The sequence below is a fragment of the Arthrobacter sp. CMU6 genome (assembly GCF_059090205.1).
The window spans coordinates 209,813-224,009 of the sequence record NZ_JBNHFL010000001.1 but is presented as its reverse complement, the minus strand read 5'-3'; the positions used below and the strand labels follow the sequence as shown (position 1 = coordinate 224,009).

11 protein-coding genes are annotated in these 14,197 nt (G+C 64.4%); 1 reads left to right on the top strand and 10 read right to left on the bottom strand.

Annotated features, from left to right (window positions below):
• Nucleotides 1-196: 196 nt before the first annotated feature.
• The 5 genes from AC5RWD_RS00985 to AC5RWD_RS00965 form a co-directional block, all read right to left on the bottom strand.
• Nucleotides 197-1,348, bottom strand: a complete 1,152-nt coding sequence (locus AC5RWD_RS00985; RefSeq protein ID WP_494018243.1) for a flavin reductase — start codon at nucleotides 1,346-1,348, stop codon at nucleotides 197-199.
• Nucleotides 1,345-2,799 (bottom strand): MmgE/PrpD family protein, encoded by a 1,455-nt coding sequence (locus AC5RWD_RS00980; protein WP_494018242.1) that lies wholly within the window; start codon nucleotides 2,797-2,799, stop codon nucleotides 1,345-1,347. The genes AC5RWD_RS00985 and AC5RWD_RS00980 overlap by 4 nt, the downstream gene beginning before the upstream one ends.
• 8 nt (nucleotides 2,800-2,807) lie before the next feature.
• Nucleotides 2,808-4,307, bottom strand: a complete 1,500-nt coding sequence (locus tag AC5RWD_RS00975) for a 4-hydroxyphenylacetate 3-hydroxylase N-terminal domain-containing protein (protein WP_494018241.1) — start codon at nucleotides 4,305-4,307, stop codon at nucleotides 2,808-2,810.
• A gap of 152 nt (nucleotides 4,308-4,459) precedes the next feature.
• The gene (locus tag AC5RWD_RS00970) at nucleotides 4,460-5,983 is read right to left on the bottom strand and encodes a carboxylesterase family protein (RefSeq protein WP_494018240.1); all 1,524 of its coding nucleotides are present in this window, start codon (nucleotides 5,981-5,983) and stop codon (nucleotides 4,460-4,462) included.
• Nucleotides 5,980-7,971 (bottom strand): flavin-containing monooxygenase, encoded by a 1,992-nt coding sequence (locus tag AC5RWD_RS00965; RefSeq protein ID WP_494018239.1) that lies wholly within the window; start codon nucleotides 7,969-7,971, stop codon nucleotides 5,980-5,982. The genes AC5RWD_RS00970 and AC5RWD_RS00965 overlap by 4 nt, the downstream gene beginning before the upstream one ends.
• 139 nt (nucleotides 7,972-8,110) lie before the next feature.
• Between AC5RWD_RS00965 and AC5RWD_RS00960 the strand changes: the two genes are divergently transcribed.
• Complete coding sequence (locus tag AC5RWD_RS00960; protein WP_494018238.1) at nucleotides 8,111-8,824, top strand: GntR family transcriptional regulator; 714 nt, start codon at nucleotides 8,111-8,113, stop codon at nucleotides 8,822-8,824.
• A 121-nt stretch (nucleotides 8,825-8,945) separates the two neighbouring features.
• On the opposite strand, the gene AC5RWD_RS00955 is transcribed toward AC5RWD_RS00960, so the two are convergent.
• From AC5RWD_RS00955 to AC5RWD_RS00935, 5 genes are all read right to left on the bottom strand, one after another.
• The gene (locus AC5RWD_RS00955) at nucleotides 8,946-9,752 is read right to left on the bottom strand and encodes an ABC transporter ATP-binding protein (protein ID WP_494018237.1); all 807 of its coding nucleotides are present in this window, start codon (nucleotides 9,750-9,752) and stop codon (nucleotides 8,946-8,948) included.
• Nucleotides 9,753-9,787: 35 nt separating this feature from the next.
• Complete coding sequence (locus AC5RWD_RS00950; protein ID WP_494018236.1) at nucleotides 9,788-10,657, bottom strand: ABC transporter permease; 870 nt, start codon at nucleotides 10,655-10,657, stop codon at nucleotides 9,788-9,790.
• Nucleotides 10,650-11,429, bottom strand: a complete 780-nt coding sequence (locus AC5RWD_RS00945) for an ABC transporter permease (protein ID WP_494018235.1) — start codon at nucleotides 11,427-11,429, stop codon at nucleotides 10,650-10,652. Before AC5RWD_RS00945 ends, AC5RWD_RS00950 begins: the two co-directional genes overlap by 8 nt.
• Nucleotides 11,430-11,469: 40 nt before the next feature.
• Nucleotides 11,470-12,480 carry an ABC transporter substrate-binding protein gene (locus tag AC5RWD_RS00940; RefSeq protein WP_494018234.1) on the bottom strand — a complete coding sequence of 337 codons (1,011 nt, stop codon included), beginning with the start codon at nucleotides 12,478-12,480 and terminating at the stop codon, nucleotides 11,470-11,472.
• Between the two features lie 112 nt (nucleotides 12,481-12,592).
• The gene (locus tag AC5RWD_RS00935) at nucleotides 12,593-14,185 is read right to left on the bottom strand and encodes an FAD-binding oxidoreductase (protein WP_494018233.1); all 1,593 of its coding nucleotides are present in this window, start codon (nucleotides 14,183-14,185) and stop codon (nucleotides 12,593-12,595) included.
• Nucleotides 14,186-14,197: the final 12 nt, after the last annotated feature.

Genomic DNA, 14,197 nt, shown 5'->3' with positions numbered 1-14,197 from the left:
GGGGAGGCCTCGCGGCCTCCCCCCCTCTTTTTGCTGTCTGCATCCCCACTAAGTGGCAGCTCAGGGCGTTCCCCGCGCTGGGAACGCCCTGAACTGCTACCGAGTTGGGAAAGGCGCGAACGACGACGGCGGGGCCGCACCCACCGGGATCGGAATCCCTGGGTGCGGCCCCGCCGTCGCGGTTTGAAGCCGTTGCTTAGACCTCGCCGCCGTGCCGCTCGATGACGTCGCTGGCCAGCTGCTTGCCGAAGGAGGTGTGCAGGCGGAGGGCCTCGGCCGCCCGCTCGTGGTTACGGTCCTTCAGTGCCGCCGTGAGCTCGACGATGTGGCTGTGGTCCATCTTCCGGGCCCATTCTTCGCTGTTAAGGGCCTCGCGCCAGACCGTGCCGATGCCCAGGCGGCGGAACGCATCAGTGAGCTGGGCGGAGCCTGCCACGCTGACGAGCCGGTTGTGGTACTTCGCGTTCGTCTTGAGGAAGGTGTCCAGCGCTTCCTTGCCACCCTGGCGCAGCACGGCAAGCTCCTCCGTGAGGCGGCTCAGTTCCGCCAGGTCCTCGTCGGAGAACTTGTCGAAGTGGCTGGCGAGGACCCCGAGTTCGATCGTGAGGCGGCCATCATAGACGCTGTCCGTCAGCTGGCGGGTGATGGGAGCGGGCAGGAATTCCCCCCTGTCCCCCCGGGTGACCAGGGATTCGGCCGTTAGCTTCACCAGGGCATTGTGAACGTTGTGCGGATCGGACTTGGACTGGGCTGCGATCTCCACCGGATCCAGCGCGGAATGCAGCGGGGTGCGGCGTCCCAGCACCCAGTCCCGCACTGCATCGTAGGCCGCGAGTTCCTTGACCCTTTCCAGCCGTCCGAATGCACCGCGGAAGTAGGCCAGCGGCTCACCCGCGCTGGCCTTGGCGTCCGTGACCTCGCCGAGGAATACGGTGTGCGTCCCGCCGGTGGGAGTTTCCGCGATGCGGCAGACGATGGTGGCAAGGGCGCCGTCCAGCATGGGAACGCCCTCCGACGACAGGGTGACAGAGACTCCGTCGAACTTGTCTCCGCCTTTGCGCCCGAACTTCATGGCGAGGTCGCTCTGGTCCTCGGCCAAGATGTTGATACCGAAGATTCCGGCCTTCAGCACGGCGTCGTGCGTGGAGCTGGAGCGGTTAAGGCAGGCGAGCATCATGGGAGGCTCCATGGACAGCGACGACACTGCGGACGCCGTCGTGCCGTAAAACGCGCCGTCCACGACGGTGGTGATCACCGTGACGCCGCTCGCGAAGTGGCCCACAACGTGACGGAAAACAGCGGGATCAACGGCGATCTCCGCGGCGGGTACAACCTGATGTGCATTCACTTGATCCTCCTGGGATGTATTGCTGAAAAATGGGGTGTGAAGAGTCTGATGAGAGGTGCCAGGCTGTCCAGTTCCTCAAGGTGCTGGACGAGTTTTACCGCTTCCTCGGCATTCCTGCGCGGGGTCCTGCCGCCAAACTCGGCGTTGGCGTAGTACTTCTCCAGGATCTCCGCCTCGGTCATCGGACTGGCGTAAATGTCCCCCTTGGGCACGTCCGTCCTGGCCCGGAGCACCGAACCATCCCGGAGCCGCAGCTCCACCTCGGCGGTCAGCGATTCCGCGGGCGGCAGTGAATCAACCAGCCGGATCTTGTCCAGCAGCCGCTGCAGGCGCGGGTCCTGCATGTGCTCAAGTGTGAGGTGTTCCGGCCGGACCGTCCTGTACATCAGGGCCGTGGCGGCCGTGAAGCGGATACTGAAGGCACCGGACACCTCCGGGCACTCGCCGATCGCGAAGGGCTGGCCCACGAAACCGTTCAGAGTCCGCGGCGTCACGTGGATAAGAACCTCCTCGATCTCGTCCTCGTTCAGCCTGTTTTCCGTGGCCAGCCGCACGCAGGCGTCCAGTGAGGGGTGGCTCGCGCGGCACGAGGACCAGGGCTTTATCACGCAGTCCGCATAGAAGGCTTCGCCGAGGCGCCGGGTCACCTTCTCCGGGGCCGGCGATGAACAGTACATGTCCAGGAAACCGTGCGGACCGGCGATGGCGTCCGCCGGCCCTGTGAAGCCCGACTGGGCAAGCTCCGCGGATACGATCGCGTTGCGGGCGGCGAAGGCCATGGGCAGTTTGAAGGCCAGGGTCTGGTCAAAGATGTTGGCCACGGTTCCGGACAGCTGGTTCACCGCGATGCCCAGCGCGTTGCGGACCTGGTGTGCGTCGAGCCCCATCAGTTTGGCGGCGACGGCGGTGCCGCCAAGGCCATTGACGGTGCCGGTGTTGTCCTGCCCGCTGTAGACGTCAAAGCCCGACGCCGCGGCCAGCCGCGCGGTGAGGTCGTCCCCGAGGATCAATGCGGTGAGCAGGTCCCTCCCTGAGGAGCGCTGCTGCTCGGCCACGGCCAGCGCCACGGGAACGGTGGTCCCGCTGATGTGGGCCGCGGTCTGCGTCTGGTCCTCGTATTCCGCGCCGATCGGCTCGAAGTCGTAGGACCGCATCATGACCGCGTTGACCATCGCCGCGTTGTGCGCAGGCAGCCTGGTGCCGTGGACCAGGACCCGGGATTCCGGAGCCCCGCCCCAGCGGCGGGCCAGGCGCAGCAGGGCATCGTTGCCCTGGGCGCGGTGGCCTGCGGCGATGTTGCCCAGCGCGTCGATGATCCGGACCTTGGCCCGCGCGACGCTGCCGGCGTCCAAGTTTTCGAAGCCAGTGCCGGCGACATGCCGGGCCACAGTGCCCGTCATGTTGTCCAGGCTATTGTCAAGGCCCGCTGCCTCGGCGGTCTCCGCGGTCATTGCCGGACCTAGCTTCCGGCCCCGACGGCGATCCGGTCACCGGCAGTGACACCGTCCGACGCTGCAGGGATGCCGTCAATTTCCTCGAACATGGCCTGGTAAGCACCGGTTTCCCCGGCTGCCTGGGCCTTGCGGTGGTCGAGGGCGCGGGCACGGCCGATGCTGCCCAGGTAGAAACGCTCGTAGAGCTCGATCCGGCTGCCCAGTGCCGAGCCGGCGAAGTCCCAGGCGGTGCGCATGATGCGGGCGCGTTCCTGGGCGCTGATGCCGTTGGCGCCCGGCAGGTACTTCGTCAACAGCGGGCCTAGGCGCGGATCGTTGAAGGCACCGCCCGTGGGAGTTGCCAGCAGGTTGTGTGAGCCCATGGACTTGATGATCTCGTTGATCCGGATCATCCAGCCGGGCATGATGGCCCGCAGGGAGCTGATGTCGTCGTGGCAGAAGAACGCTCCGCCGCCCCAGTCCGAGGCCCGCAATTCCGCTGAGTGGATTGCCGCCCGGGTGAGGCGCAGGTAGGTGTAGATCTCGCCGAGCATCGCACCCACGTCGGGCTTGTTCTCGGTGCCGGTCACCTTGGCGATCTGCGTGCACAGGTCATAGGCGAACTCCAGCTTCACGGCCGCGCGGATGGCCGTCTGCTGCTGGGTGTTGCCGGAAGCCGTGCCGGCGTTGATGGAGTTGTAGACGTCCAGGTTGCCGTCGATGAACACGCGGTCCCAGGGCACCAGCACGTCGTCGAAAATAATGACGGCGTCCTGCTCATCGAAGCGGGCGGAGAACGGCTTGTCCGCAACGTCGGCGTCCACGCCGTAGTGGTCGCGGCAGATGGCGACAACGCCCGGGGTGGCCACCGGTATAGCGAAGGAAATTGCGTATTCCTCGTAGCCCTTCTGGATTGGCACCGCGGGGTAGACGTACAGCTCATCGGCAATCGGCCCGAGGGTGGCGAGCATCTTCGCGCCCCTGACGATCAGGCCCTGCTCGGTCCGCTCCACGACGCGCAGCGTGAGTTCCTCGTTCATGCCCTGCAGCTCGCCCACGCTCTTGTCGATCGCGGCGTGCACGATGGTATGGGTCAGCGCGAGGTCCTTTTCGATCACTTCGCGGTGGTACGCCGCCAGGCGCTGGTGGTACGCCGGGTCCCCGGAGCGGTCGAAGATGTCCTGGCGGGACACGTGCCCGGCCAGGACCACATTGACGTAGTCCGGCGTGCGGCCCAGCATGCCGTTGGAGTAGCGGGCCAGGCGGTCGAAGGCGCGGTGGCGGCGGGCGATGTCCTCCGCATTCCTGGGCAGCGAGTGGCTCACATTCATGGCTTCGCCGGTCTCCGGGTGCGTGGTCAGGCAGTCCGCCGCGTACTTGTGCTGGTAGTCGAAGTAGCCGGCCATGCCTTCGACAGAGCCCTTGAAGGCCGGGTGCTCAAGGACGGAGATGCGCTCCGATCCCAGCCACACCTCGCGGCCGTCGTCCAGGCCCCGCTTGTACTCTGCTCCGGTGCGTGCAGTCACTGTGATCTCCTTCTCAGCCTGATCCAGCGCTTGGCCGGTCCGCTACATTTTGTACAGAAAATATATTCTTGTTCGATTTTATATAACCACTGCAGCTTTGGCAATGGTTCGCGGCCGTTGACGGTTCGGGCCTGGCGTGGGACTGGCTGCGGCTAGCGCCGTGCGCGAAGTTCCGGTTCGGGGGTGCCCGGCACTACCCCGCCAGCGGTCACGGCGTGCAGCCGCGGGCGTTCCGCGGTGAACCTGTCCAGCGGTTCGCCGCTGGACGTACGTGGCCGGCCGTCAGCCACGAAGCTGAGCAGCAACGGCCGCAGCTGCGCGGAGACCGCTTCAAAGGCGTCCTCCGGAAAGCCCTGGAGCATCGGGGCGTCCTGCCAGTAGCCCCTGTTTCCGAAGAGGAACGGCAGTTCGAAGCAGTGCGGGCTGCCGGACCCATCCAGCGTGCTGGGTACCGAGAACCGGAACAGGGTGGATACCACCCCGGCAGCGTCGGCCAGCCCGGCCAGTTCAGTCGCGGCAAGGCGGAACTGGTGCAGGCTCATGGCCTCCACGAGCTTTGTGTGCGGCGTCGCACCGGGCAGCCGTGCGTCCAGGAAGTCCAGGACTTCGCCAGCTTCCTCGAAGTGCGCAGCCACGAAACCCGCGAGCTGCTCCGGAACCACGGCCGCCACCGGCACAGCGTGGAGGAAGGCCGCGGCCTCATTGTCCGTACTGCTCAGCAGCAAAGACTCCACATGCAGGGAGGAGGCAGCACGCCGGAAGTCCATGGCCCAGTCCGGCACCAGCCCGCCATCGGCCGCCGGCACCAGCCCAAGTCCGCGCCCCGCATAGGCCTTGCCGACTGCTGCCTGGGCTTCCAGGATGGCCGGGACGGGCGCGCTGGCCAGCACCCCGCCGTCGTCAGTGCCGGATCCTCCCCCGGATCCGCCGCCGACGAGCGCATCATCCGCGAGCGCCTCCTGAAGGAAGCCGTTGAACAGTTCCCGGCGTTCCTCATAGGCAGCGGGACCGAGCGGCGGCTGCCAGGGAAGGCTGAACAGCGCTGTCCGGCTAAAAAGTCCCTTCGCGGCGGGGGCAAGGCTCAGGATGTAGGCGTACCAGGCCCCGGCCGAATGGCCGGCGAGGGTGATGGTCGCAGGGTCTCCCCCGAACGCGGCGATGTTCGCCGAAACCCACCTGAGCGCCTGCAGAATGTCCTGCGCACCGAGGTTGAGGGGCACGCCGGATGCGCCGAGCAGCGCCAGCGCGCCCAGCCGGTAACTGACGGTGACCACCACGGTGTTGCCCTCGGCGGCGAGCCGGGCGCCGTCGTACCAGCCCACGTTTCCTGCGCCGCTGATGAAGGCTCCGCCGGGGAGGAAAACGAGGACGGGCAGGTCCTGGGCGCCCTCGGGTGCCCAGATGTCCAGCAGGAAGGAGTCCTCGTTCTGCGGCAGGCGGGAAAGTGCCGGGCCGATCAGCCAGTCCAGGGACCCGGGCGACTGCGGAAACACAGTGGGGCCGGCCTGCGCACGTCCGGGCGAGGGACTGCCCAGCGGCGAGAACCGGTCGGCGGCATCCAGCCGCTCACCGTAGCGGACCCCGGGAACGTGGATGACGCCGTCGGCCGTCTTTCCCAAGTACACCGAACCGCCGGTGGAGAAGGCCGGCGGGCCGGCGATGACGTTGGCGCTCATGTCAGCTGGTGGTAGTCGTCGAGGTTCACGGTGCGGGTGATGTTCCAGAAGTCCACAACCTTGTAGGGCCAGATCTGCGAGACTCGGCCGAACCTGTTCTTGTACCAGGTCTGCACCGAGGGATGGCCCCAGGCCTTGGTGGCACTGGCAGCATCCAGCTTTTCGATGAAGCTGTCCAGCACCTCCTGCTTGAGGTCCAGGCTCTTCAGGTCGTTTTCGACGATGATCCGGATGGCCTCGAGGATGTATTCGACGCCGTATTCGATCATGGAGTACAGGCTGCCGTTCACCACATGGCCAGTGTTGGGACCGGTGACCATGAACAGGTTGGGGAAGTTGGGAACCGTGATCCCGGCGAAGGCCTTGGCATCGCCGCCCCAGTATTGGTGCAGGTCCATGCCCTTGCGGCCGGTAATCTGTAGCGGCTCGAGGAAGTCAGAGGCCTGGAAACCGGTCGCGTAGACGATGATGTCGACTTCGTGGAGCATGCCGTCCTTGGTGACGATACCCTCGGGGACCATGCGCTCGAGCCCCTCGGTGACCAGCGTGGTCTGCGGCTTCTTGAGCGATTCGGCCCACACGCCGTTGTCCCGGAGCATCCGCTTGCCGCCCACGATGTAGTTGGGCGTGACCTTGGCCAGCAGGTCGGGGCGGTCCTGGTACTGCCTTGCCAGCAGCTCCGTCAGTTCGCGGCGCACTTTCTCGTTCACGGCAGAGACGCTGCCCGGTTTGTTCCAGCCCGGCTCGGCGACGGCGGTGTGCTGGCGGCCCTCCACGCCCAGCCAGTGCTGCCAGAACCGCAGCCACTGCCCGTAGTGCGGGAGCTTCCGGACCAGCCACTGGACCGAATCCGGCATGTCGTCGTAGTAGCCCTTCGTCGGAAGCATCCACGGCGAGCTGCGCTGGAAGACCGTCAACGCGGAGACCTGGTCCACGATGGCCGGAACAATCTGGTAGGCGCTGGCGCCGGTTCCGATCACGGCCACCCGTTTGCCGGTCACGTCCACGCTGTTGTCCCACTCGGCCGAATGCATCTGAATACCGGCAAAGGATTCACGGCCTGCGACGTCCGGATACTTGGGTCGGTCAAGCTGCCCGACGGCGGTAATCACGGCATTGAACCGGCGAGTCACGGGGCGGCCGCCGGCGTCGATGGTGTCAACGTTCCAGAGGCCCGCAGTTTCGTCGTAGTCCGCGGACGTGACCTCTGTGTTGAATTCGATGTTGTCCAGAATGCCGCCACGTTCGGCCACCTGGCGCGTGTACTCGAAGATTTCAGGACCCTGGGAAAACTGCTGCGGCCAGTCATCACGTTGGGCGAAGGAGAAGCTGTAGGCGTAGTTGGGCGTATCCAGCCGCACGCCGGGGTAGGTGTTCTTCCACCAGGTGCCGCCCACACTGTGGCCCTTCTCGAACACCGTGTAGGGCACTCCGGCCTGTTTCAGGCGGTAAGCGGCCGCCATGCCGGAAACGCCTGAGCCGATGACAGCGACGCTGAAGTCCCGGCCAACAGCGATGTCGCGGAAGTTCCACTTCGGCTTGCCGCCCTGGCCCTCCACCAGGGCCATGTCATGCATGAGCATCTGGTGGTACTCCGGGTTGGCTGCATTTGTAATCCACGTGAGGATGTCCTGCGCTTGCGCCTCGGTGAGTGTCCCGACGCCGGTCAGCTTCTCATCCCGAACCCGCTTTAGTGCCGCGAATGCCAACTCCCGCGCCTGCACCTGTTGTTCGCCGCTCATGCCACCATGGGGCATGCCCGTGATGTCGACTGAGGGCTGCGGCGGACGGAGGTCATCGCGCAGCAGTGAGAAGTCCCGGGTGACGGCGGCCAGGGCGACCATGAGGGCCGGCAGGTCCGAGCCCTCCACAATTTTGCGGAGGAAGGCATCGTCTTCTGTGATGGCCTCGTACTGGTCGCGCCAGTAGAGGTCATCCACCACCGCCTCCCCTGTGGCCTTGGCTGCTTCGGTGCTGGAGTTGGTCACGGCGGTTCTCCTTGTGATTGGGGGATCTGCAGAGGACCAACGTCAGCCGGGTCTCTCCTGCGAGCTAGCTCTAGTCTATTAGCTGTTTTGCATAAGTCAATCAAGAAAATATTCTTTGGCGAAGGCTACAATAATGCATATGGCGAAAAGTACCGATTCTGAGACGCTGAGCAAGCACATCCGCGATTCCCTGCGCGATGACATCCTGTCTGGCCGGTGGGCCCCGGGAGAGAAGCTGCAGCTCTCGGTGCTTTCAAAGCACTACCAGACCAGCAGCACCGTGATCCGGGAGGCTCTCACCAGGCTGGTGGGTGATCGCCTAGTGCTTCTCAAACCGAACCGGGGCTTCTTCGTGCCCACACTCTCCCTCTCCGAACTCAAGGACATCAACGAACTCCGGTGCCGGTCAGAGGAATTCGGAATTGGGCTGGCCATCGAGCGCGGAGACCTCGCGTGGGAGTCTGAGCTCATCGCCGCTCACCACACCCTGGAGCGGACCCCTTACCGGGAATCCACCAGCGACGCCCAGCTGACGGAAGCCTGGAACCGTGCCCACCAGGCGTTCCATGCAAAGCTGCTGGAGGCCTGCGGCGTGCCCGTCCTGATCGATCTTTGCTCCACCCTGTCCGATCTCTCCCAGCTGTACGGCCGCTGGGCCGGCACGGCTACCCGGTTCACCAAGCGGGATATTGCCCAGGAGCACCGGGACATCCTCGCCGCCGCCTTGGAGCGCGATGCTAAGCGCGCCTCCCGCCTCATCCGGGAACACTACGAAATAACGCTCAATGCCATCCTGAAGTCCGGCATTGATGACGGCGCGGGACAGCACGGCAAGGCTCCTGCAAAGGTCTGATCTGCTTAACACAAGCCCGCCGGGAACCTCAGCGAGGTTCCCGGCGGGCTTGTTTGTGCAACCGCAGCGCCGGCAGCAGGATGGCCCGCGGAACAGTTCGCTGGCCTGCCTGGCTGGCTGGTCAGTGGTTGCGGAGACGGTGCAGGATGCGCGCCCGTGCCTCTGCGAAGCGCGGATCCGCTTTGGTTTCCACCTGATCGCGGTGGTCACCAAAACCTGTCTCGATCACGTCCACCACGGTCGCCGGCTTTTCCGCGAGCACGATGACCTTGTCAGCGAGGTACAGGGCCTCGTCGATATCATGGGTCACCAGGATGATGGTCACGCCCAGATTGGACTGAAGGTCGATCACGAGGTCCTCAAGATCAAACCGGGTCTGCGCGTCCACGGAGGCAAAAGGCTCGTCCATGAGCAGGACCTTGGCGTTGTAGGCCAGCGCCCTGGCGATCGCGACGCGCTGCTGCATGCCGCCGGACATCTCCCAGGGATATTTGTGTCCCTGCCCGGCCAGCCCCACCGCGGCCAGGTTCGTCGCGGCCGTTTCGTTCCGCTCCTTCTTGCCGACTCCGCGGCCCTGGAGCGGGAACGCGACGTTTTCCAGCGTGGTCATCCACGGCATCAGGGACCGGCTGTAGTCCTGGAACACCACTGCAAGGTCCCGGTGCGGGCCACTGATGGCCTCCCCGCCCACACTCACCGTGCCGCCTTTGGGCCTGATGAGACCGGACAGGACCCGGAGCAGGGTCGTTTTGCCGACGCCGGATGGCCCCACGATCGAAACGAACTCGCCGTCGTTGACCTCCAGGTTCAGGTCGTCGAGAATCTTGTTCTCAGCGTCACCAAAGCCGTAACTCATGGTCAGTCCTTGGACTTCGAGCAGCGGCGCCGTCGCTGCCTGCTCCTGCTCGGGTACTGCCTGAACGGCCATGGTGGCTCCTTCTTTCAGATGTTGGATCGTGGGTGTCATTTCGCGCCCGATTTGAAGTACCAGCTCAGGATCCTGCGTTCGAAGACGATGAACAGCAGCGAGAGGATGTAGCCGATGACGCCAACCAGCAGTGCGCCGGCCCAGGTTTCGGGTACCTGGAACGTGGCGGATGAATTGAGGATGTAGAAGCCGAGGCCCTTGTTGGCGGCGAACAGCTCGCTGACTACCATGACGGTGATGCCAATGGGCAGGGCTACGCGGATGCCGGCAACGATCTGTGGAAGGGCTGCCGGCAGTACCACCCGGCGGAAATGCAGGCCCGCCGGGATGCGGTAGACCCTGGAAAACTTGCGGATGGTCGGCTCTACGCTGAGAACGCCGTCGATCGTATTCAGCAGCACAGGCCACATGCAGGCGAAGGCGATGGTGTAGATCTTGGGCCCTTGCCCGATGCCGAACGCGCCGATGATGAGGGGCACCAGCGCGGCCTGCGGCACCGAACGGAAAAAGTGGATGACCGGGTCAACAATTTCCCGGAGCCTCCGCGTCTCACCAAGAACCAGCCCACCAGCGATGCCCACCACAACTGCCAGCAGGAGTCCCGCGCCAAGGTTGGTCAGGCTGTAGCTTGCCCCGGATCCGATGACTCCGTTGGCGAGGTCCCGGCGCAGGCTGAGCAGGATGTCCTCAAGGGACGGAATGAAGATGTTGGTGCTGTTGGCGGAAGCGGTCCACCAGATGGCGAAGACCACGGCGATCAGCCAGGTTCTCTGCAGGACGTTCAGGAGCGCCTTGACGACGCGGCTACGTTCGCGGAGCCCGCCGGGCTGCCGTGCACCACGTGTCTTCGGCGTATCCGCGCCCGCCGTGGTCCTTGGGGGTGTGCGCAGTGCTGTGTCAGTCATTGGTTTGCCTGTTCCACTTGAGGATCTTGCCTTCGGCCAGACTCAGGAGGCCGGCGATGCCCCAGCCCACCACGCCGGCGAAGAAGAGGTAGGCGAACGCCTGATCCCATTGCTGTGCCTGCTGGGCCAGGGTAATTTGCCGTCCAAGACCCGGCGCCTGGCTGAGCACTTCTACACCCACCGACACCAGGATGGCGATCGAGGCGGAGATCCGGACACCGGTAGAGATGAACGGGGTGGCGCTGGGAAGGAGGATCCGGCGGAACCAGAGCAGCCTGGGAATCTGGAACGTCCGCGCGGTGTCCACCACCGCCGCGTCCATGCGCCGTGCTCCGTAAATCGTCTGCACCAGCACGGGCCAGAGGCAGGAAAGCGAGACGACAAAGATTTCCATCTGTGCGGTGGCTCCAAGGAGCATGATGACAACCGGCATCAGTGCCAGGACCGGGAAGGACCGGCCGAAGTCTATGAGGATGGATGTGGAACGGTCCAGCATGGGGACTGAGCCGATCACCAGGCCCAGCACCGTGCCCACACTAACGGCGATCAGCCACCCGCTGACGGCAGCGGTCATGGTCTGCGCCAGCGACGTCCAGAAAAGGGCCGATGTGAATGCGTTCGCAATGGCCGTTGCTATTGCGGGCACCCCTGGAGTCATGGAGGGCAGCGATCCGCTCCAGATCACGAATTGCCACACCATGAGGAGTACGGCGACTGCCAGCAGCCGCTGGCTTGTCAGGCCCACATCCAGTGCTCGTATTTGTGTCTTCATCTTCGTCTCTCAGTCAAGTCTCTTGGGGCCGGCCCGGCTGCTATTTCGAAAAGCGCGGGGCGCCGGTCCAGAGCATGCCCTCCGCAGTCAGTGGGTTCTCTACGAATCCAAGCTCCACCATCGCGTCAATGCCTGCCTGTCCGGACTTGAGGTTGATGGCGGTGTTGACCGGAACGTAGGCTTTAGGGTTGATCTTGGCGGCGTCAACCTGCTTGACCCGGGCTGAGATTTTCACGATGGCGGCAGAGTTGGCCGGATCCGAGTAGAACTTGGCCGCCTTTTCCATGGCTTCGTTGAATTTCCTGGCCGTGCCCGGATTGCTCTTGAGCCAGGGTTCGGTTGCGGCCCAGACAGTCACCGGCATGTTGCCCTGGAATTCGCGGACCGGGCTGGCGATGCTCTTGAACCCGGCATCGACAAGCTGGTGGTAGTAGCTGTCCGCGACGAATGCTGCGTCCACAGTGCCTTGCTCGAGGGCGGCCTGCATCCCGGGGTAGGGTACGGCGATTTCCGTCAGGGATTTCGGGTCGATCCCTGCCGCCCTTGCTGCTTGGAGCATCGGGATATCTCCGCCGGTGTTTACACCGTTGACGGCGACGTTTTTGCCCTTCAGGTCGGCCACCGTCTTGATAGGGCTGTTCTTAGGGATGACGATGCCGGAGTTATCCGCTTTCGGGTCGACCACGCCGTTTCCGGAGATGATTCTGACAGGCATTCCCTTGGCGGTGGCGGTGGTCATGACACCCCACGACGCCGTGGTGATGTCCGCCTGGCCACTGACGGTCTGCGCCAGGTTGGCAGAAGGATCAGCGCCGGGAATGATCTCGACGTCCAGGCCGGCTTCTTTGAAGTAGCCCTGCTCCTCAGCGACGTAGGCCGTTTCGAAGTGGATGGGTGCCACCACAACCTTGATGGGGGATTTGCCACCCGACTCGCTGCCCGCGGCCGCCTCGCTGGGAGATCCGCAGGCCGCTAGCGAGAGCAGGGCAAATCCGGCAACAGCCGGCACCAGAGCCTGCTTGAACCGGGAGTAAAACGTGGGCTTTTCCATCGGGAATCTCCTCATTGAGAATGCATAATGTTGTAAAAATATATCTTCATAACCAGATTGTGGCAAGGTTCACAGAAAACATAACGATTGGCGAGCTGCTTCCGTGTGGGCGCTACCGCGGCACAGCCGACGCTGCGACGCCGTCCGGCGCGTTCGCCCCCACCGCCCGGTACCGCCGCGGCCAGACCCCCTGCTTTCCGGGCGAGAGGATGCCGTTGGGGTCCAGTGCGTCCTTCAGCGTCTCCTGGAGCCGGCGGACGGCGTTGTTGTTGTGGTCGAAACCGTCGGCGATTACGTCCATGTAGTCGACATGGCTTCGGTAGGGCGCGTAACCACGGGTGCGGGCAGCCGCCAGCAATGCTGAGTAGAGGGCCCGCGCACGCGCCAGCTGTTCCGCATTGTCGTTTTCGAAGAAGATCATGGTCACGTGCACCATGTGGCGCGGGTAAAGGTGGTAGCCGATGTACAGGTCGAAGCCGAACCGACGGTACAGCTCCTTGGCTTCGCGGTAGAACGCCCACACTTCCTCCCCGCGGGCGGGAATGATGGGAGCTGCGTCGATATGCCCGCCGTTTTCCGCCGCCCACGCCACCGTGGACAGCGGCTTGAGCGTGGGCACGCCGGCCATCTGGGTGCGGTCCACATCGGCAATGTCGGCATAGGCCACCTGCGCGCCTTCAGCACCTTCGTACAGCCGGGCCTTGACGGTGAACCCTTCAAGGCCGGCGAAACGCTCCCGAATGATTTCAAGTCGGCGCTGGGCGAGCCCTTTGTCGCCATAGATTGCGAACTTGGCGTTCCACTGGCCGATGCCCATCTCCTGCCGCATTTCTTCCAGACGCTCGTCCGGAATGGACCCCTCCCCCTCATACCAGCGTGACCGCGGCCCGTTCATCGTGGCCGCCCGCACCACGTTGCCGCAGAGGGCATTGTTCTGGATCACGTCCTCGCGCCGGAGTTGGGTCAGGATATCCACCAGCTTGGGCATGTCCTCTTCGCGTTCCACCACAACATCGCCATTGACGTACACGTCCGGCCAGGGCATCAGCCAGAACCCGATCTTGGTGACTATGCCGAGATTGGACTGGGTGAAGATACCGTCCAGGGTGGGGCCGAAGCCGCCTTTGAAGATGGGCCCGAGTTCCGTTCCCTCCATGCCCCACATTCCTGTGCGGACCAGCTCACCGTCCGGCAGAACCACCTCCATGCCGCAAATGGACTGCACGTGGTCCCCCATCGGCGTCATGCCATAACCGCGGTCCAGTGCATTTCCCAGGACGGATCCCCACCCGAGGGCAGGAACGGACATCCACAGCTTCAGTCCTTTTTCCTGAATGTGCTCGAAGAGGTCAAAGAAGCTGACCCCGGGCTCGATGACGGCGTAGTTCAGGTGGTCATTCACCTCGATGATCCTGTTGAGACGGCTCAGGTCGAGCGCCACCATGCCCCGTGTGCGCGGTTCCGGTCCCCCGTAGCCCAAGTTCTTGCCCTTGGAGAAGGACCACAGCGGGACGCCGGTCTCGTTGGCAAGCCGGACGACGGCCTGGACCTCCTCCACATTCGCGGGACGCACTCCCGGCCACTTCGCGCGTCCGGAATGCAGCGGATACGGATCGATGTAGCCGTCCTTGGGCGTGGCCCGGACAACATTCCCGGCACCGACAATGGCTTCTGCGTGGTCAAGGAATCTGGCTTGCGAGTCCATCTGGGATCACGT